This is a genomic window from Helicobacter mustelae (genome assembly GCF_900476215.1).
GTDB classification, from domain to species: domain Bacteria; phylum Campylobacterota; class Campylobacteria; order Campylobacterales; family Helicobacteraceae; genus Helicobacter_H; species Helicobacter_H mustelae.
The window spans coordinates 497,775-515,983 of the sequence record NZ_LS483446.1 but is presented as its reverse complement, the minus strand read 5'-3'; the positions used below and the strand labels follow the sequence as shown (position 1 = coordinate 515,983).

Genomic DNA, 18,209 nt, shown 5'->3' with positions numbered 1-18,209 from the left:
CAGCTTGGTTATCAAGCTGGGTTATGAGCGTTTTTTCATTGTGCGCAAGGTAGAAGCTGCGACTTTGATGCGCATGGAGCCTCCATCTTCAAGTTTGATGCGAACAGTCCTAAGATTGGGAAGTGAGCGCTTTTTTGTCTTGTTGTTCGCATGACTTACATGATTGCCGACCATGGGTCCCTTGCCAGTAAGAAAACATTTTTTTGCCATTACTTTTCCTTTATAAATACTTTCTGACATTATAGTGAAAAAAAATAAAAAACCTTAGCTAAATTAGGATTTTTTCTTGCCCAATTCGATAGAGTGCGAAGTCATATTTCACCGGATCTTTGCTGTCATATTGTTTAAGGACATCTGTGAGCAACAATGCAGATTTCAGGTCACAGGTCTTGCGCTCTAAAAGCCCAAGTTTTCTAGAAACCATAAACGTATGGACATCCAGAGGCAAAATCAAATCACTTGGCAAAAATTCCCTCCAGCATCCAAAATCAATCTTATCCTTTCGCACCATCCAACGCAAGAAAAGATTGTAACGCTTTAGCGGGGACTTTGAAGCGCCTCTGCTGCCTAGCAAGTGCTCTAACCCTCTGCTTGGTTTCTGTTTGATTTGGGCATACATTTTTTCTATACATTTGCCAATGGCACGCAAAATTCCTTCCTGGCCTTGGCTTTGCTTGGCTTGATAATAGCCTTCTAACATCACTGCCTTGATCCCGCCGCTAGCACCAATCTTTTGCAAAATCTCAAAAAACATCTGCACATCATGAGCATTTTGAAAACGATAATGAGGAAAAATGACATGCTTAAGCGTGCGCTTATCCAAACAATCAAAATCCAGGGCTCGCAAAAACTTGACAATCTGCCTTGCATTTCCATAGGAAAAAAGCGCACAGGTAAGTGCGATGAGCTCAAAATGCTTGTGTTCTGCATATTCTTTGAGCACCATAATGGGATCTGGGGTAAGAAAATCTTCATTTTCATTTCTCAGATGATAGTGATATTCTAGCTTTTGGTGCAGTGTCATTGCTTGATGCTTAGCAATGTGTCAATCATCTTATCAATAGCAGTAATTACCTTTGCATTGGCCGAATAACCACTCTGAAATTTGATCAAATTCACCATTTCCTCATCTACACTTACCTGCGAAATAGACAAATGTTCTTTTTTGGCAGATTCCAAAAGTGCCTTTTTTGTATTCATTGTGGTTTGTGCACTCTGAGTATCTGTAGCAAGTTTTGTTGCGATAAATTCATAAAATTCACTAAGCTTCATCTTTTTGATATCAAATTTATTGTCATAAAACTCAATGTCATCATATTGCATTTGCTGCATCATGTTAGCAATCTCAAAATTCCCTGTCACAGGAGCCATCCACGTGCGGATGGTTGTCGCATCTTTTTGATAGGCGTAATTGAGTTCGATATTTGCCGCACTATCCCCCTCAAAAAAGCTATTGATTCCAAAAACCCCTGGGAAATTAGTGCCATGATCGCGAATGGCAACAGAAAAACCATTGACAGACTTTGTGGGCTCAATGATGAAGCGCTTGGATTTGTTATTGTAATAAGCCCTGAAAAAATCATCAACATCATTTTTTGAGTTATGATCGCCGTTATCATCGGTGTTTGCATTGATTTGATTGACCACATCGCGCATGGTGGTAATGTCACTGATTTGGACACTTTTTTTTACGACTTCATTGCCATCTGCATCATAGACTACAAGATCAAAGCTGCCCTGCTTGAGGTTGTAATTGGTATCCCCAAATGCGACATTATCCTCAAGTTCTAGGGGTGCACTCTCAATCCTATGCGTGGCACTTTGGGCATAAATCGCATTGCTCGCCTCAATGAAGCTCCTTGCAAAGGTATCTAGCATGTTGATATAATTTTGAAATTTTCCCACCTTGGTGCCATTGTGCCCATCATTATACAGGTCAATCAACGCTCCAATCTTCCCAGATACCAACTTATCCGTAATTTCAATGGGTTTGAAATCATAACCTTGCAAATAGACGCGATTAAGACCAGCAGAATTATTATCCTTCTGCAAAACAATAGGATGGAAAGTACCTCCATCCACGATGTTTAACCCCCTGCCAATACTAAACAAATAATCCTCATCAAAATCCGCAGAATCGCGATCCAACCTGCCCTGACTAGCTAATTTATCTTTGAAGACATTCCCACCAAGAAGTTCACGCATCTTGAATTCCAATTCGTCGCGTTGATCGCGCAGCGTATTGGCCCGCTTATAGATTTCTTTGTCCTCCATCACCTTGATTTCTTTATTGAGCTTGGCGATATGCGCACCAATGTCATTGATTTCCTTGACTCGAATCTCTAAATCATCTGATGCTTTTTTTTGCAGATCCACAACCTTAGAGCGAACATCCTTGAGGTGCTGAGTGAAAACCTTTGCTTTTTCTGCAAGTACTTGCTTTTGAGCTGAATAGCTGGGATTTTTGGAAATATCCTTCCATGCATTGAAATATTCCTTGAGATCTGACATGATCCCAAGATCATCCACATCGGGGAAGAAAGAGGAAGCTTCTTCTAGATGATTGAACTCTGTTTCTGCAAAACTATAGGCCTCTGCAGCCTTGGAATAGCGATCAAAAACAAAATCATTGTGGATTCTCTGGACAGCCTGGATATCCACCCCTCTACCCACAAGATTACCTCCTATTAACAGTGACTTTTCAGGAGCAGAAAGCACGCGCTCACGGCTGTAGAATTCATTGCTGGCATTAGAGATGTTATTCCCAGTTACATCCACCATCAATTGATTGGCTTGTAGTCCCGTATAAGAAGTACCAAGAGAAGTGAAAATACCGCCCATCTCTATACCCTGATCTTCAAAAATGTGCTTTGAGCAGTTCGAGGGCCGCTATAACCATTCACCTCATGGGGGACGATCTGATGTAAAAGGGAAGAATAGAATTCTGAAACAGCAAAAACCATACGCGCATAATTGGTATTGAGATTTTTGAGATTTTGCAACTTTTGTTTCATTTGCTCTAGCAGAATGTTGACCTCATCATCTAGGAGCTCGGCAAGACTTTTCTGTGAATCACTGTCCCTGAGATTGAGAATTTCTTGCTGTGCCATATTTTTTTTGTTTTCAAAGGATAGGATAAGAGGCTGCTTTTCCAAATTCCGCGCAAAAACCGCATCGTGATTAGCCTCTTGGATATCCTGGATATCGCACTCTGTCAAAGAAATCAAAGCATCAAGGTCGCTGATAGCGCCTCGTAAATATTTATACAACATCTTACGTCCTAATTCTATAAATACCCCAAGGGGTTTTTATAGACCAAGCAAATTTAGTGCCATTTTTTCAGAAGTTGCCTGCAAATCAACTTTATAGCCTCCACTTTTGACCGCTTGACTGATTTTTTCTACTTTGTCGCTTTGGATTTTTTCTGCTTGGACTTTTTGATCTCCTACTTTATGGATCTTGCTATCAACATTCGCAACCATGGGGTTCTTCCCGATGATATTTAGCATCTTTACTCCTTAGAAATTCATAATTTCCTCTAAGGATCGGTAAAAAAACAAAATTTTTTATCATTCTGCGATCTTCTTGAGTTCATTGCGAATCGCATCACCATCCAAGGGTTTGGATGCTTTATTTTCCACCAGCAAATGCCGCCCGAAGCCGTCGTTATAAGTGTAGACAAACAAAAAAGCCATTCCATAGATAAAAAACAAAAAGCAGATGCTAGGAAACAACCAAAGCTTAAAATCAATTTTTTTCACAAATATCCTTTATTTTCCTTGCGGGATTCCCTGCATAAATCCCACTCTCTGTGATATCTTTGACCACTACACTACCAGCACCGATTGCCACATCATCACAAATATACACTGGCAATATTGTAGCATTACTTCCTATCAAAACACGATTGCCAATGCGGGTTTTTTTCCATTCCTTATTCTCTTTAGCAAGCCTTCCTCCCAAAAAAGTATCATTAATAAACATCACTCCATGCCCAATGAAACAATCCTCCCCAATCTCCACCAAAGAACAAATAAAACTATGGCTCTGCACCCTTGTGCGCGCACCAATAACCACATCACACTGCACCTCCACAAAAGGCCCGATGAACACATCTTCCATCAATCTGCATCCATAGAGATTGCTTGGCATCATCACTGTGACACTTTCCTCTGCCCTCACATCGCACAAACCAGATTCTATGACCCTCATTCTGCCTCCTGGGTTGAAATTTTTTGCTGCCTCAATGCATGAATCCTTTGCTCTAGATCTTGGAATTGCTCTGCAAAATCTAAAATTTTTGGCAGATTTTTCTCCGCGATGCTCTCATAATCTTTTGGCAGGGTAAAATCTAGCAAGCTTTGGAGATCCAAAACCCCATCGCTGCTTTTTTCATAGATTTCCCTAAGTCTTTGTGCACCCTCAAACAAAAATAAATAACAATACAGTGCCAGAGCTCTTTGCTTATTTTTATGACGCAGAATCACCACGCCTACATTTGCCACGCAAATCTGATAAATCTCGCCAAGTATAGTGACTTTGGGTGTTGCGCCACGCAAAGATAGCAAGATGTCATAGGGCTTGAGCTGGTATTTTTTGATTTTTTTGGGGTCGCCACGATACTTTTTATTTTCAAACACAGAGCAAAATCCCAGTGGTGCAAAGTCTGCAATCCCCACATCAAAAAAGCAAATCTCCTCATCACTCTTGCCTCCATACACCCGCTGGCCGCGCATCACCTCAAAACCAATATCGCGCAAACGATTTCCCTGGTGAGGCTCTTTTTTGGAGATGAAGTGACTTGCACGCAAATCCCCATTTTCTATCATTGCGGTTTTTGTAATCTTGCTATATTTGCCCTCTTTTTGCTGGAAGAAAATTTCCAAAATCACCTCAATATTTTTGAGCCGATTATATTTCCCCTCTCGCTCATAGAAAAACTCATCACTAGCATTGATATGCAAAATCTCCTCGCTATTTGGCATGATCACAACGATGGAAAAATCATTATTTTGATGAGGAAAAATATTTTTTGGCAGCTCAATGATAGATCTTATCATTCTCTGCTTACAAAGGCGTGAGCGCACCTTGGCCTCTGAAGCATTTTTTTGCAGCACTTGATTGCGCACGATGAAGACACCACATTTTTTGAGATGGGAGAGAGAATGAATTAAAAAAATCAGCTCGGGATAATGCTTAGCAATAGCACCGATGGGATGAAATCGCTGGTCTTTTTTGAGAAAATCAATGCCAAGATGCGCATACAAGGGTGGATTGCAAAGCACCTTGTCAAAAATTTGGAATTGATCACCATCCACAAAACGCGGGGATTTGAGTAGATCATTGACATAAAGGCCATGAGTTGGGATCTCACAGATTTGCAAAATCAAAAATGCAATCTGAGAAAGCCTAGGATCTAGCTCTTCGCCATAGAGCTCTATATTTTTTTGCATCTGCACAAGGCTCAAAAAAATGCTCCCCATACCATAACAGGGATTATAGATTTTATCATCTTCTTCAATCTGTAAAAGCCCTATAAGCAGGCGATTAACCTGCAAGGGAGTGGAGTAATAATATAGCTTATTGGAGGTTTTTTGCTGGGTAATAATGAAGAAAAACTCTTCTACAATCTCTAGATCCACCACCATATCTGCAAAATATTTCTCTAGTCTGCAGAGTTTAAAATTTGCCTGCAAGATTAAAGAATCCTGCAAAGCGAGATCTTTGATTTTTTGGCGTATCAAAGACTCCTTTGGCACACCATCAAAGATTTGGTATTTTTTTTGCAGCAAAAGCAACTCAAGCATCGCGTGCAATGCATCAAAAATATCGGTGTAATAGCGCTTGAGATACCCAAAACAATCAACGAGTTTTTTTAGCCCTTGCTCCTGCATGACCCTTCCAGCCCAAGTTTTGACACTTTTTAGTATTTTATCAAAATTTCATTTTTTTGATTATAATGGGCCCCATCTAGCAAAAAAAGGGGAAGGGATGTTTGAAATTTTTCCTGCCATTGATCTCAAAGATGGTCATGCTGTACGCCTCTACAAGGGAGCTATGCAAAGTGCTACCATTTATGGAGATCCCTACGAGTTTGCCAAATATTTTGAAAAAATCGGAGCGCGGTGGCTGCATATCGTGGATCTCAATGGTGCATTTTGCGGTAGCCCGCAGAATTTTGAAGTCATCAAAAAAATTGCCACACAAACTCGCATCAAAATCCAAATCGGTGGAGGGGTGAGAAATGAGGAGAGCATCAAGGCTTATCTAAATCTTGGCGTCTCTCGCATCATCCTTGGCTCCATTGCATTGCAAGATCCTGATTTTTCCATCCAGATGGCAGAGCGCTATCCCATCGCCATTGGCATCGATGCCAAAGAGGGCAAGGTCGCCATTCATGGCTGGGAAGAGGTACAAAATATTAGCGCCACAGAATTTGCAAAGAAATTCTCTCATTCCAAAGTAGAGGCAGTCATTTGCACAGATATCTCCAGGGATGGAGCTCTAAGTGGCATCAACATCCCCTTTAGCATGGAGATTGCCAGGGCCAGTGGGAAATATTGCATCGCCAGTGGAGGATTTAGCGCAAAAAAAGATCTGCAAATGTTAAAAGAATGTTTTTTGCGAGAAAATCTCCAGGGTGGAGTCATCATAGGCAAGGCATTCTATGAAAAGCAAATCGACCTAGAAGGGCTTCTGCAAGAAATTCAATGAGTCAAGGAATGAACCTTAACTTGAATTTAGATGGATTTATGAAAGAAATTCAACAAGTAGCCACTCCAAGCAAAGAAAGACAAATCCCCCCCCCATCTCCAAAACCACCACCAGAAGAATTAGCAGGGAATCTATCAAGAGGGAAGTAGCCAAAAATTCACTTCAATGCCACGCAAGACAATGGGGGGGGGAATCAAGGGTAGGAGAAATCAAAAAATGCATAAATAACACAAAGAATGATGGAAACAAAAAATTCAAGAATAAAAATCTGCGATAAAAGTCAAAAATCTAGAAAAAGCGAAAAAAACCATAAAAATCACTATCAAGATCCTTGAGATCACCATTAGATCAGAAAACCCACAAACAAAATCCGCAAGAGAAGAATCATTAAAAAATCAGAAAAAAGCAATAAACTCGAGCAGAATTAGTCAGATAGAATGAACCAACAAAAACACTGCGAGGTCGCAAAGAAGAAAAATCTCAAGGGAATAGATTTTGCAGCTTGGCTGAAAGCTCCCACCAGAATCACGAACAAACCAAGGTTTTACAATGACTGCATCAACCAAGCTCATCGAGGTGGATTTATCAACCGGATCTAAAAACCAACTTGATTAGCGATCCTATTCAATGACAACCACAACCCCCACCACCGCAGCACTCACCATCTCCATGACCATGCCCTCCTCCATGACAACCACAGCCTCCACCTACTCCACCATTGAGAATCTCCTGTTCTGTGGGTTCGCGCACATCTAGCACCTTCACATCAAACAAAAGCGTCTTGCCGGCCAAAGGATGATTGTAATCAATCATCACGATTTTGTCATTAAAATCCCTAACAGTGACTTGAACAGTCTCTCCATGCTCACCCTGTCCAAAGAGAGTCATGCCCTCTTGCAGTTCGATACCCTCAAACTGCTCTCTTGGCACCTCTTGCAAAAAATCCACGCGATAAACCCCATAGGCATCCTCTGGTGCGATTTCTGCCTTGAGCTCATCGCCCTTATTTTTACCAGATAGCGCATTCTCAAGCCCAATAATCACCTGACTAGCACCCATGAGAAATTCCAGAGGCTTTGAATCCACATTGGTATCGATGAGATTTTGACTCTCCTTATCTCTGACGCTATACTCAATTGTCACAACCTTGTTTGGTTTAATTTGGCTCATATTTCATCCTTTATTCTTTTTTTCTCTCATTTCCAAGATCTTTTGGGCCTGCTCACTGTTGGGATAATGTTTAACCAAAATCTCTGTAAAACGATCGTAATTTTTTGCATCTTTCAGGTAACGAAAAGACCATGCCGTGCGCCACAGAAGCACTGGCATATAATTGGCACCTTCATCCAGCGTAAAACTCTTTTTATAATAGGACACCGCAGTTTGATATTCTTTCTTGGAATAAGAAATATCCCCCAGCATAAAATAAACCTCAGCAAGTTTGTATTTTTTCTTCACCAAAATCTCAAGGCTCTTGCGCGCTTGGTCATAATTTTTAGAACGCAGAGAAGACTTGGCATCCTGAAACACCATGACAGGGTCTTTTTGCAACGCCTCCTCTTCCTCTTCTTGAGAAACACCTTCTTGAGAAACTCCAGTGCCATCAATGGTATTGCTCTTATCCTCCAAGATCTTCCTATCCTTGGCAATATTTTTAGACAAAATATCAAGCTGCTGTAAGAGCATTTCATTATTTTTGACCATAACATCATTGATATCTTTCAAAGATTCCTGAAGCTTTCTAATCTCGTCTTGCTGAGAGAGGATCTGCACCTTTAATAAATCCATGACTTCAGAATTTTCTTTGTTCTGCTCCTTTTGCAATTCCATCTGCGCCTGGAGCGTACTGAGTTGGTCTTTTAAAACTCCATTGTCATCAGAGAGCTGTTTAATCTTGAGATTTTGTCCCTCTAGCAAGCTTTTAAGTCCATCTTGTATCTGTTCAACATTGCCTAGGCGGGCCTGCACATCTGTAGTAATGGTCTGGAGATTTTTGCTGCTAGATTGCAGACTAGAGATATCTTTTTTGGTCGCTCCACTTTGCAACTCAAACGCTGATGGCTCAGCAAACAAAAAGCCATTGATGAGAGCCAGAATCAAAATATCCTTTTGTAGCTTGCCACACATTTTCATCAAATTCATAGCTTATTTATTCGCCTTAATCAATCTGATATCTCCTCTGCGATTTTTTTGATAGCATTCCTCACGCTTTTCTGTGCAAACAGGTTTTGTTTTGCCTAGAGACAGAATAGAGATTTTATTTTTACTAATCCCTCTTGTGATTAGTGCACTTTGCACAGCCATCGCTCTTTTGTTACTCAATGCGAAATTATATTCATCACTCCCAAATTCATCGGTATTCCCCTCAACAACCACATTCATATCAGGATTTTCATTGATTTTTTCCACGCTGCTATCAATAACGTCGGACATACTTGGAGGAATGTTATACTGGTCATAAGCAAAATAAACACTTCCCACCACGGTGCCATCCTGCAATATATCTTTTTTCTTGGGTTCAGGAGCTTTTGCTACATTTTCTTGTACAGGCTCCTCCTCCTGCTGCACCTTAGGTGCTTCATCGATAGCAACCTCCTTTTTTGCACAACCAACGACAAATAACACCAAAAAAATTAAAAAAAAGACTTTCTTCATGCAGCTCCTCTTCCCTTATGTATCCTTAAGCATCCCCGAATTCTAAGGTTTTTTTCTTAATAAGTCAATAAAAAACCTCGCTCAAAACCCTACCAATCAAAGGATTGAATTTGAATTTTACTCAAGGGAAAAAGATAGGTTTTGTTGTAATTGAGACGAATAATCCCCAGTGCACTCTGCTTGCCTGAGTTTTTGATAAACATCACGCTTCCACCATCTGCAGAAAATTTTGGCATTTGATTTACACCATTGGTCGTCAATCTCCTAATGAAATCACTCTTCATGGAAATCAAATAAAGATTGAAGGTGTTTTGTCCAAATTCGTTATTAGTGTCCCTGCTGGTATAGACCACATAATTATTGTAAGCAGTGACGGAACTATTGTTTTTGCCATGAAACACTACCTGCTCAATAGGTGCATTTTCTTGGAGCTTCTTAGTGAAGATATTAGGATAACCTAAACGATCAGAGACAAAGATCATTGCTGTGTCATTGTCGATGAAATTCCCTGAAACATCAATGCCTCTGTATTTTGTCATCTGAATACGCTGTTTGGTATCAAAGTCATACAAATAGATATCAGGATCTCCATTGGGCGCTAGGGTCATCAATGCTTTTTTTCCATCTTTACTAACATTAGAGACGATGGCAAGCCCCCTACCTCTCAAGATCTCAGAGCTAATTCCAGTGTAAATATTGTATTTGATAATGATGGGAAAATCCCTCGTAATCTTAGTGTAATAAATCTCAGTCTGCTCCGCGTTCGCCCATTTAGGGAAAACATTCAAGCCGTCATTGAGAATGACCTTGCGATAAGTCAGCGTGTAATCGCTAATCAAGATATCATTGCGCCTGGGGCCAACATTCGCAGAAAGTACAACATAACGCTTCATCCAATCGATAGAAGGGGCCTTAATGTAGTTATTCGCATCAATGGCAATCTTGTGCGCGACAAAAGGATAGAGCGCTTCATCATCCAGAGTATAGGCCTTATTGAGGACGAGATTTTGCATATTTACATCAAAAAGCTTGAGTATGACTTTGATATTTGCATCTTCTTTGAGCACTTCTATGTTGATGTAGAGATCGGTTTTTTGTTGAATGAATTCCGTATAATCAGGATTCCTCCTCCCCTTAGATCCCTCTCGCACCAAAAAATGCCCTGTCACCTGCAGATCCCCGAGCAAAACCCTATAAATCTCTTGCGCAAAGTCTGTATTTTTGTTGTCCAGATAGGTCACCTGTATGCTGGGGGTTTTTTGGATAGTTTTTACCAAATCAATGGTAGCATCCACCGACCAAAGCATTTGAAAAAAAATCAAAAAAGAAATGACTATTCTACTCATCTTTTGCCCTTGCCTTAAAATTCACTTCGATATGGATCAAGTTTCCATTAGGATAGGGAGGAAGCTTTTGATCCCGCAGGTTTTCCAAGATCGCAATTACGCCGTTATTATATTCCTCAAATGGTGAATACTTGAGGATTTTATAGGAAAATTGTCCTGTATTTGTGATGGTGATGATTGCACTCACCGTGGCATCTTGATAAAAAGCAAAAGACCAATTTTTATACAGAATTTTATAAATTTTTGCAATCCACTCATCATAGAGTCCATTGTCTTGATTGGGTAAGACATCTGTCTTAATGTCGATGCTTGTCTTCATTTCATTGAGGGTTTTGTTCATGCTGCTTAGATTTGCCTGCAGATTTTGTATGGCCTCCTGCTGCTTTAACAATTCCTGATCTAGAAGCTTTTTTTGCTCCAAATCTTCTTGTTTTTTGAGCTGTTGCTCCTTGCTTTCTGTTTCCCAATCCGGGATCTTAGAAAACAAATCCTTGATATCAGACAATGACTTTGGCTCTCCTTGAGACTTCTCTACAGTTTTTTTTACGAAGGAAGCTTGGGTCTTTGGCTGCGGCTTGGAGTCTTCAATCAATGCATCGATAGCAATTTGATCGAATTTAGTGTTATTTTTCATGATGTAGTGGGCTGTATTTTTTTGGTGGATGATGGTCGCGACAATCAAAAACAACAGTGCAAAATAAATAAAAAAAGCAAGTGCCCCAGAAATATAAAAATATCTTGCGCTTCTATACATCAGTTTGTCGTCACCAAAGAGACCTTGGAGAAACCTGCTTCTTTGACGCTTTTAAGCAAAAAGATGATATCTTGGTACTGCAATTTCTTGTCTGCTCGAATGTAGACGTTAGAACTTTTATTATAGCGACCTGCCAAAAGATTGAAATTGTCCGGAAAGGTGGCTAAATCAAAAATATCTTTCCCGATGTAGATTCTTTTGTGGATGTCCATGCGCACCTCTAGTTTGTCATCTGGGCCAACTCTGGATTGTTTGCTACCTTGAGGGAGTGTGATCTGCTCCTTGTAGACGACAGTTGGTGTTGTCACCATCAAAATTGCTAATAAAACAAGCATGATATCCACCAAGGGAGTGATATTGAGCTCTGGCTTTTCCTCCCAGTCCATAAATTCCTGATTCACTTACGTGCTCCGCCCTTTGTGATGGCATCAATTTGCATCTGGATGGAAAGATTCACATCAAATGCCTTGCGCTTTAATATCAAAAAAAAGGAATATGCAGGGATTGCTACAAGTATCCCTCCTGCCGTTGCTACCAAGGCTTTGGAAATGATGGGCGCAATGACATCAAAAGAAATCTGCCCACTGCCACCAAGTCTACTAAAGGCATCCAAAATCTCCACCACTGTCCCAAAAAGACCAATAAAGGGAGCTGTGGACGCAATGATGCTCAAAAAAGAAAGCATCGCTGTGCTCTGCCTTAGGATGCTATGTTTCCAAATCAATAAAAAATCCTCTGAAGCAGCATGCTTGCCCTCAAAAAAGACATCACTAGGTGCTCTGGATTTTCCATTTACGATTGCGCTAAGAGAGGCACGCTGATTCCGATACATCCTACTCAAAATCATAAACCGATAGATGAAGATCCACAATGTAACAATCAAATACAAAGAAAGCCACAGCAAGACGATGAGAGTGACCATGCCGCTGTCATAGAAATAACCCTGTAAACTTAGCATTACTTTCCTTTCGCCACATTTTCAATTTTTGACATCACGCTAGATAAAGCAACCTTGTCAGTTGTGGCCTCTTCTAATAATTTTTGGGCATTGCTTATAGCACCAGCGATATCTCCCTTGGAATCACTAATCAAGACCGCGCCATCCACTAAAACATCCACATTTTCTGGCTGAACCTTTGCATATCCCCAGTTGATTGCAATTAAATCCTTTTGCTGATTTCTAGAAATTTCAATGACCCCAGTCTTTAGCAACGCAAACAGCTCACTATGCCCCTCCAATACACCAAATTCCCCTTCGCTTCCGGGCAAAATGATGCCATCGACACCACCGCTGAAAATCTTTCCATAAGGAGCAATAATATTCACTGTTAAAGCCATGATTTCCTCTTAAGCATTTTTCATTTTTTCTGCTTTTTCTAGCACCTCTTGGATGCCCCCTACCATATAAAACGCATTCTCGGGGATGTGGTCATACTGACCCTCCAAAATCCCTTTGAAACCCTCTAGCGTCTCTTCCAGTGTGACATATTTGCCAGGACTGCCTGTAAAAACCTCTGCCACAAAGAAAGGTTGCGAAAGGAATTTTTCGACCTTTCTAGCTCTCTCCACAGTCTTTTTGTCCTCTTCTGAAAGCTCATCCATCCCAAGAATGGCGATAATATCCTGCAAATCTTTGTATTTTTGCAAAATCTGCTGAATGCCTGTGGCAATTCTATAATGCTCCTCTCCCACGATCTGAGGATCCAAAATCCTAGAGCTAGAATCCAGCGGATCTACAGCGGGATAGATGCCTTTTTCTGCAATTTTTCTATTGAGTACGGTTTTGGCATCAAGATGAGAAAACACTGATGCGGGCGCTGGATCTGTAAGGTCATCTGCAGGAACATAGACTGCTTGGACAGAGGTGATGGAGCCTTTTTTAGTAGAAGTAATCCTTTCTTGCAATTTTCCCATTTCACTAGCGAGTGTAGGTTGATAGCCCACCGCAGATGGAATGCGCCCCAAAAGTGCAGACATCTCAGCACCTGACTGGGCATATCGGAAGATATTATCAATAAACATCAACACATCAAGTCCCTTTTCATCCCTGAAGTACTCCGCCATGGTAAGGCCTGTAAATGCAATCCGATTCCTTGCCCCTGGTGGCTCGTTCATCTGCCCATAGCAAAGCGCAACCTTATCCAAGACTCCACCCTCTTTCATCTCAAAATAAAGATCATTTCCCTCCCTGGTCCTCTCACCCACCCCTGCAAATACAGAATAACCACTATGCTTATATGCGACATTATGGATGAGCTCCATGATGATAACGGTTTTTCCCACTCCCGCACCACCAAATAACCCGACCTTTCCACCCTTGGAATAAGGGGCTAGCAAATCCACCACCTTGATCCCAGTCTCAAACATCTCTGTTTTGGTGGATTGATTTTCAAAACTTGGGGCCTCTCTGTGAATGGGCCAGGTCTGCACATCTTTGAGCTCCTCACCACCATCAATAACTTCTCCAATGACATTAAAAATCCTACCAAGCACCTTTTCTCCCACAGGCACCTCAATCATCTTGCCGCGTGCTGTGACTTTCTGCCCTCTAGTAAGTCCTTCTGTCATATCCATAGCAATGGCTCTGATACGATGATCTCCTAGATGTGCTGCGACTTCTAATACCAATTTTTTCTTTTCGCCATCGATTTGATAATCCACATCCAATGCTTCATTGATGGCAGGCAGATAGGCATCAAAATCTACATCCACCACCGGGCCGATAACCTGCGTAATTTTTCCTTCCATTCTAACTCCCTTCTATAATTTTGACTTGATTTATTTCATTGCCTCAACACCAGCATTAATTTCTACAAGCTCTGTAGTAATCGCCTCTTGTCGCGCTTTGTTATAAGAAATGGTTAAACTCCTCACCAATTCCCCCGCATTCTTTGTAGCTGCATCCATCGCCTGCATCCTAGCACCATGCTCTGCGGCAAGAGAATCAATGAGCGAGTAATACATATTGTACTCAAAGTATTTTTTTGCAAGCTCCTCTAGCACCCGATCTTCCTCATCATCAGGCTCAATGAAGACATTATGAACGCGTCCTTCTAAAGCTTGTACAGCACTCAAATCAAAAGGAACAAGGACTCTAGATTTCAACTCTTGGGTGAGCATATTTTTAAATCCATTATGTAGCAAAATGATCTCATCGGTCTTACCTTCGATAAAATCCTCTATGGCTCGCAGAATGAATTCTGCAGATCTTTCATAATCAGGCATTGAAGATAAGCCAATCACCCTGTCTAAAACCTCAATATCATGGAAGGAAAAATAAGCAATCCCCTTCCTTCCAATACCCCGGATTCGCACAGTGATGCCCTTACTCTCATATTCCTTTTTCAAGCGCATAGCCTCTTTGATGGTAGCAATATTAAACCCGCCACAAAGCCCTTTATCTGAGGTGATGGTAATAATGTCTATGACTTTGACATCCCTCTGGCTGGATTTGGAAAAATACTTGGAATTGATACTATTTAAACCTCTGGATTTTAACTTGATAATCAAATCATCAAAAATTTCATTGAGTTTTTCTGCATAGAGCCTAGACTGCCTAGCCATTTCTTCTGCTTTTTTTAGCTTTGAAGTAGAGACTAGCTTCATTGCCCTTGTAGTCTTTTGTGTATTTTGTACACTTGCAATCTTCTTTCGAATTTCCTTTAAATTATTTCCCATTCCAATTCCTAGCCATTAAAGATCATTTTAAAGTCTTCAATGATTGCTTTTAGTGCGGTTTCTATCTCTGTGTCTAGAGCCTTTTTTTCTTTAATGGTTGCAAAAATCTCAGGCTTCTTATTCTCGATGTAGAGATAGAGCTCTTTTTCAAAATGCACGATTTTATTCACCGGGACATCATCCAAAAACCCCTTTGCTCCAGCATAGATGATGACAATCTGCTTCTCGATGGGCAATGGAGAATAGGGCCCCTGCTTCAACACTTCCACCATTCTTTGTCCACGGTCTAGCTGCCTGCGACTTACCTCATCAAGATCGGAAGCAAATTGTGCAAATGCCTGCAATTCTCTATATTGCGCTAAATCCAGTCGCAGGGTACCTGCTACTTGCTTGGTGGCCTTGATTTGCGCAGCTCCACCTACACGTGAAACAGAAAGACCCACATTGATGGCTGGGCGGATGCCAGAGAAAAAGAGATCTGTCTCCAAGAAAATCTGGCCATCTGTGATGGAAATAACATTAGTGGGAATGTATGCAGAGACATCCCCTGCCTGCGTTTCGATGATAGGCAATGCCGTCAGAGATCCTGCACCTTTGTCATCACTCACCTTTGCAGCACGCTCAAGCAATCTAGAATGAATATAAAAAACATCTCCGGGGAACGCCTCACGACCTGGAGGGCGTCTCAAAATCAAGGACATCTCTCTATAGGCCACGGCATGCTTGGAAAGATCATCATAAATAATCAAGGCATGCTTGGCATGATCTCTGAAGTATTCTCCAATTGTCACACCTGTATAGGGAGCGAGGAATTGCATGGCAGAAGACTCTGCTGCAGATGCATTGACGACTACAGTGTATTCCATTGCTCCATGTTCCTCGAGCTTACGAACAACTTGAGCTACGGTGGATTCTTTTTGTCCGATTGCCACATAGATACAGACGACGCCCTGGCCTTTTTGATTAATGATTGTATCAACTGCTACAGTGGTTTTACCCGTCTGCCTATCGCCGATGATAAGCTCTCTTTGCCCCCTTCCAATTGGCACAAGCGCATCGATAGCCTTGATACCTGTTTGCAATGGTTCATGCACAGATTTCCTATCCATGATTCCAGGAGCCTTTTGCTCCACAAAACAATATTCTGAAGCCTCGATAGGACCCTTGCCATCCAGAGGTTCACCCAAAACATTAATCACGCGCCCTACGACACCCTCACCCACAGGTACCCTCATCAATTTTCCAAGTCTTTTGACAGAAGTTCCTTCCCTAATATTTTTCCCAGAACCAAGGACGATAACCCCCACACTTCCTTCCTCTAGATTTGAAGCCAAACCCTTGTCGCCAGTGTCAAATTCCACCATCTCATAGGACATTACATCCTGGATTCCATAAACCTTTGCTACGCCATCTGCATAGGCAATGACCTTTCCAGTTTGCGCAATATCAACCTCGACATTAAAATTTTGGATTCTTTCTTTGATAATATCGCTAATCTCTTCTGGTTTTAATTTTGTCACTTTTACTCCTTATTGAAACTAAATTGCTTTAAGAATATGAGATTTCAAATCATTAAAAAATCTTTCTTTAGAAAAAGAAATTTCTACGCCTAAATCTTGAATATTCAAAGATATCTCATCTCTGTCTATATTTTTTTGATAGAGAGTCAACTCCACACTCAGATGATTTTCAAGTTTTTTTTGGATATTTTCTAGCATCTGGGGGTCGAGATTTTCTTTGGAATAAATCACCCCCTCATAACTCTTTTTCTGCGCACTGATATGGCTGCGCAGCGCCTTGCAGATAAAAGGCACGCATTCTAGGCGGCGATTTTCTAGCAGGAGGTTGAAAAAATTTTGCATCTTTTGATCTTGGGTCTCTAGGAGGGAGAGAAGAATCTCGCGCTTCTTGGCAAAATCCAAAAAAGGAATTTGCATCATTTCTCTAAATTCTCTATTTTGCCAGGCGATCTCTAGTCTTTGGAGATTGCCAAAAAGCCCCTCTAGCTCACTTAAAGAATCCCATGTTTGCAAAATCGCCTTCACATATCTTTTCGCAACCATACTTAGCATCAAACCACCTTTTTCTCCAGGATCTTCACATATTCCTGGCTATTTATTTTGCTTTCCCCAAAGACCTCATCAAGCACTTCCATCACCACTTCTTTTTCCATCTTTTTTTGTTCAAATTCCATGAGATTCTCTACGCTCTTCATCATATTTTCGATGTCTGCACTAGATTGCTGCTCGATTTTTTGAGTGATGGTGTAGGATTCTTTTTTTGCATTCGCCAGGATTTTATTTGCCCTCTCCCTTGCTTCTTCTAACTTCCTTAGGGCCTGCTCTTTATTGCTTTTTGCGACTTTCAATCTCTCCTGCACTTCTAAGAGCTTTTGAGAAATTTTATTTTTCCTTTCCCCAAAAAACATCTTCATTCTTTTGGCGAGCAAAAGCCAAACAATGGCAACAAAAATGACGAAATTTATCAGCCTAGCGATGAAATCCGAGTCTGCAAATTCCACTTCCAAGAGGTGCTCTGACGCTCCAAAAAGCGCACACAGCGATGCAAGCGATAAGACAACAAAGCGCATTCTCCCTCCTTATATTTCTTTGATTTTGGCAGACAAAGCGCTTTGAAACATCTGCTTATTTTCTAATAACTGAGCCTTTAATACCTGTTTATCCCGAGCTAACCTCTGCATAAACTCCTCGATCTTGGCCTGATTCTCTGCACGATATCTCGCGATCTTTGCATCATGCACAGCCCTGACTTCATTGAGAGAATCCTCTACCATCTGCTTTGCCTCTGTCTTGGCCTGATGGATAAGCCTCTCGATTTCATTCTGAATAGAGATTACTTCCCTTTCGCTGTCATCAATCTCTTGCGCATCTTGATAAATAGCCTCATTGCGCTTTTGCATGAAGCTAATCATTGGATGAAACACCCAAATATTCAGCAAATACAGCGTGATCATAAAAACAATGAACACCAAACTCATCAGATGAAAACTGATCTGAGTAGACATTTTTTCTCCTTAAGGAAATTCGTTTTTTGGACTGTGT

At 41.0% G+C, this 18,209-nt stretch carries 23 protein-coding genes; 1 reads left to right on the top strand and 22 read right to left on the bottom strand.

Features of this window, described 5'->3' with window-relative positions; genetic code table 11:
• Positions 1–21: 21 nt before the first annotated feature.
• Genes rpmB through DQN48_RS02440 form a run of 8 tightly spaced genes read right to left on the bottom strand, consistent with a single transcriptional unit; the run spans position 22 to position 5,894 of the window.
• Positions 22–210 (bottom strand): 50S ribosomal protein L28, encoded by a 189-nt coding sequence (gene rpmB, locus DQN48_RS02475; RefSeq protein WP_013022805.1) that lies wholly within the window; start codon positions 208–210, stop codon positions 22–24.
• Positions 211–268: 58 nt separating this feature from the next.
• Entirely contained in the window at positions 269–1,024 is a 756-nt protein-coding gene (locus DQN48_RS02470; RefSeq protein ID WP_013022804.1) for a TIGR02757 family protein, read from the bottom strand.
• A complete protein-coding gene (gene flgK, locus DQN48_RS02465; protein WP_013022803.1) occupies positions 1,021–2,841 on the bottom strand; it encodes a flagellar hook-associated protein FlgK in 1,821 nt (606 codons plus the stop codon). The genes DQN48_RS02470 and flgK overlap by 4 nt, the downstream gene beginning before the upstream one ends.
• A 2-nt stretch (positions 2,842–2,843) precedes the next feature.
• A complete protein-coding gene (locus DQN48_RS02460) occupies positions 2,844–3,272 on the bottom strand; it encodes a hypothetical protein (protein WP_013022802.1) in 429 nt (142 codons plus the stop codon).
• Positions 3,273–3,308: 36 nt separating this feature from the next.
• Positions 3,309–3,509, bottom strand: coding sequence for a flagellar biosynthesis anti-sigma factor FlgM (locus tag DQN48_RS02455; RefSeq protein ID WP_013022801.1), 201 nt, complete (start codon positions 3,507–3,509; stop codon positions 3,309–3,311).
• Between the two features lie 60 nt (positions 3,510–3,569).
• On the bottom strand, positions 3,570–3,761 hold the full coding sequence (locus tag DQN48_RS02450) for a hypothetical protein (protein ID WP_013022800.1): 192 nt from the start codon (positions 3,759–3,761) through the stop codon (positions 3,570–3,572).
• Positions 3,748–4,212 (bottom strand): acyltransferase, encoded by a 465-nt coding sequence (locus DQN48_RS02445; RefSeq protein WP_013022799.1) that lies wholly within the window; start codon positions 4,210–4,212, stop codon positions 3,748–3,750. Before DQN48_RS02445 ends, DQN48_RS02450 begins: the two co-directional genes overlap by 14 nt.
• Positions 4,209–5,894, bottom strand: a complete 1,686-nt coding sequence (locus DQN48_RS02440; RefSeq protein WP_013022798.1) for an N-6 DNA methylase — start codon at positions 5,892–5,894, stop codon at positions 4,209–4,211. Before DQN48_RS02440 ends, DQN48_RS02445 begins: the two co-directional genes overlap by 4 nt.
• A 97-nt stretch (positions 5,895–5,991) precedes the next feature.
• On the opposite strand from DQN48_RS02440, the gene hisA reads away from it, so the two are divergent.
• Positions 5,992–6,714, top strand: coding sequence for a 1-(5-phosphoribosyl)-5-[(5-phosphoribosylamino)methylideneamino]imidazole-4-carboxamide isomerase (hisA, locus tag DQN48_RS02435; protein WP_041913275.1), 723 nt, complete (start codon positions 5,992–5,994; stop codon positions 6,712–6,714).
• Between the two features lie 624 nt (positions 6,715–7,338).
• Here the strand turns inward: hisA and DQN48_RS02430 are convergent.
• The 14 genes from DQN48_RS02430 to DQN48_RS02365 form a co-directional block, all read right to left on the bottom strand.
• Positions 7,339–7,884, bottom strand: a complete 546-nt coding sequence (locus DQN48_RS02430) for an FKBP-type peptidyl-prolyl cis-trans isomerase (RefSeq protein WP_013022796.1) — start codon at positions 7,882–7,884, stop codon at positions 7,339–7,341.
• Positions 7,885–7,887: 3 nt separating this feature from the next.
• Entirely contained in the window at positions 7,888–8,856 is a 969-nt protein-coding gene (locus DQN48_RS02425) for a tetratricopeptide repeat protein (protein WP_013022795.1), read from the bottom strand.
• Between the two features lie 3 nt (positions 8,857–8,859).
• Complete coding sequence (locus DQN48_RS02420) at positions 8,860–9,369, bottom strand: OmpA family protein (protein WP_013022794.1); 510 nt, start codon at positions 9,367–9,369, stop codon at positions 8,860–8,862.
• A gap of 89 nt (positions 9,370–9,458) precedes the next feature.
• Positions 9,459–10,715: a Tol-Pal system protein TolB gene (tolB, locus tag DQN48_RS02415; protein WP_013022793.1), complete on the bottom strand. Its 1,257-nt coding sequence runs from the start codon at positions 10,713–10,715 to the stop codon at positions 9,459–9,461.
• Positions 10,708–11,469, bottom strand: a complete 762-nt coding sequence (locus DQN48_RS02410; RefSeq protein ID WP_013022792.1) for an energy transducer TonB — start codon at positions 11,467–11,469, stop codon at positions 10,708–10,710. Before DQN48_RS02410 ends, tolB begins: the two co-directional genes overlap by 8 nt.
• A complete protein-coding gene (locus tag DQN48_RS02405) occupies positions 11,469–11,855 on the bottom strand; it encodes a biopolymer transporter ExbD (RefSeq protein WP_013022791.1) in 387 nt (128 codons plus the stop codon). Before DQN48_RS02405 ends, DQN48_RS02410 begins: the two co-directional genes overlap by 1 nt.
• An 11-nt stretch (positions 11,856–11,866) precedes the next feature.
• Positions 11,867–12,427, bottom strand: a complete 561-nt coding sequence (locus tag DQN48_RS02400) for a MotA/TolQ/ExbB proton channel family protein (protein WP_013022790.1) — start codon at positions 12,425–12,427, stop codon at positions 11,867–11,869.
• Positions 12,427–12,807 carry an ATP synthase F1 subunit epsilon gene (gene atpC / locus DQN48_RS02395; RefSeq protein WP_013022789.1) on the bottom strand — a complete coding sequence of 127 codons (381 nt, stop codon included), beginning with the start codon at positions 12,805–12,807 and terminating at the stop codon, positions 12,427–12,429. The genes DQN48_RS02400 and atpC overlap by 1 nt, the downstream gene beginning before the upstream one ends.
• Before the next feature lie 9 nt (positions 12,808–12,816).
• Complete coding sequence (atpD, locus tag DQN48_RS02390) at positions 12,817–14,217, bottom strand: F0F1 ATP synthase subunit beta (protein ID WP_013022788.1); 1,401 nt, start codon at positions 14,215–14,217, stop codon at positions 12,817–12,819.
• A 30-nt stretch (positions 14,218–14,247) separates the two neighbouring features.
• Entirely contained in the window at positions 14,248–15,147 is a 900-nt protein-coding gene (gene atpG, locus DQN48_RS02385; protein ID WP_013022787.1) for an ATP synthase F1 subunit gamma, read from the bottom strand.
• 8 nt (positions 15,148–15,155) lie between these two features.
• Complete coding sequence (gene atpA, locus DQN48_RS02380) at positions 15,156–16,667, bottom strand: F0F1 ATP synthase subunit alpha (RefSeq protein ID WP_013022786.1); 1,512 nt, start codon at positions 16,665–16,667, stop codon at positions 15,156–15,158.
• Positions 16,668–16,685: 18 nt separating this feature from the next.
• A complete protein-coding gene (locus tag DQN48_RS02375) occupies positions 16,686–17,219 on the bottom strand; it encodes a F0F1 ATP synthase subunit delta (RefSeq protein ID WP_013022785.1) in 534 nt (177 codons plus the stop codon).
• Positions 17,219–17,737 carry a F0F1 ATP synthase subunit B gene (locus tag DQN48_RS02370; RefSeq protein WP_013022784.1) on the bottom strand — a complete coding sequence of 173 codons (519 nt, stop codon included), beginning with the start codon at positions 17,735–17,737 and terminating at the stop codon, positions 17,219–17,221. Before DQN48_RS02370 ends, DQN48_RS02375 begins: the two co-directional genes overlap by 1 nt.
• A 9-nt stretch (positions 17,738–17,746) precedes the next feature.
• Positions 17,747–18,172, bottom strand: a complete 426-nt coding sequence (locus tag DQN48_RS02365; protein ID WP_041913073.1) for a F0F1 ATP synthase subunit B family protein — start codon at positions 18,170–18,172, stop codon at positions 17,747–17,749.
• Between the last annotated feature and the right edge of the window lie 37 nt (positions 18,173–18,209).

Coding starts and splice junctions, on each gene's coding strand:
- DQN48_RS02365 (WP_041913073.1), bottom strand. CDS start 18,172: ATGTCTACTCAGATCAGTTTTCATCTGATGAGTTTGGTGTTCATTGTT.
- DQN48_RS02445 (WP_013022799.1), bottom strand. CDS start 4,212: ATGAGGGTCATAGAATCTGGTTTGTGCGATGTGAGGGCAGAGGAAAGT.
- DQN48_RS02410 (WP_013022792.1), bottom strand. CDS start 11,469: ATGTATAGAAGCGCAAGATATTTTTATATTTCTGGGGCACTTGCTTTT.
- DQN48_RS02455 (WP_013022801.1), bottom strand. CDS start 3,509: ATGCTAAATATCATCGGGAAGAACCCCATGGTTGCGAATGTTGATAGC.
- DQN48_RS02425 (WP_013022795.1), bottom strand. CDS start 8,856: ATGAATTTGATGAAAATGTGTGGCAAGCTACAAAAGGATATTTTGATT.
- DQN48_RS02405 (WP_013022791.1), bottom strand. CDS start 11,855: ATGGACTGGGAGGAAAAGCCAGAGCTCAATATCACTCCCTTGGTGGAT.
- atpC (WP_013022789.1), bottom strand. CDS start 12,807: ATGGCTTTAACAGTGAATATTATTGCTCCTTATGGAAAGATTTTCAGC.
- DQN48_RS02400 (WP_013022790.1), bottom strand. CDS start 12,427: ATGCTAAGTTTACAGGGTTATTTCTATGACAGCGGCATGGTCACTCTC.
- atpG (WP_013022787.1), bottom strand. CDS start 15,147: ATGGGAAATAATTTAAAGGAAATTCGAAAGAAGATTGCAAGTGTACAA.
- DQN48_RS02375 (WP_013022785.1), bottom strand. CDS start 17,219: ATGCTAAGTATGGTTGCGAAAAGATATGTGAAGGCGATTTTGCAAACA.
- DQN48_RS02370 (WP_013022784.1), bottom strand. CDS start 17,737: ATGCGCTTTGTTGTCTTATCGCTTGCATCGCTGTGTGCGCTTTTTGGA.
- flgK (WP_013022803.1), bottom strand. CDS start 2,841: ATGGGCGGTATTTTCACTTCTCTTGGTACTTCTTATACGGGACTACAA.
- DQN48_RS02440 (WP_013022798.1), bottom strand. CDS start 5,894: ATGCAGGAGCAAGGGCTAAAAAAACTCGTTGATTGTTTTGGGTATCTC.
- atpD (WP_013022788.1), bottom strand. CDS start 14,217: ATGGAAGGAAAAATTACGCAGGTTATCGGCCCGGTGGTGGATGTAGAT.
- DQN48_RS02420 (WP_013022794.1), bottom strand. CDS start 9,369: ATGAAGAAAGTCTTTTTTTTAATTTTTTTGGTGTTATTTGTCGTTGGT.
- DQN48_RS02470 (WP_013022804.1), bottom strand. CDS start 1,024: ATGACACTGCACCAAAAGCTAGAATATCACTATCATCTGAGAAATGAA.
- rpmB (WP_013022805.1), bottom strand. CDS start 210: ATGGCAAAAAAATGTTTTCTTACTGGCAAGGGACCCATGGTCGGCAAT.
- hisA (WP_041913275.1), top strand. CDS start 5,992: ATGTTTGAAATTTTTCCTGCCATTGATCTCAAAGATGGTCATGCTGTA.
- DQN48_RS02430 (WP_013022796.1), bottom strand. CDS start 7,884: ATGAGCCAAATTAAACCAAACAAGGTTGTGACAATTGAGTATAGCGTC.
- DQN48_RS02460 (WP_013022802.1), bottom strand. CDS start 3,272: ATGTTGTATAAATATTTACGAGGCGCTATCAGCGACCTTGATGCTTTG.
- tolB (WP_013022793.1), bottom strand. CDS start 10,715: ATGAGTAGAATAGTCATTTCTTTTTTGATTTTTTTTCAAATGCTTTGG.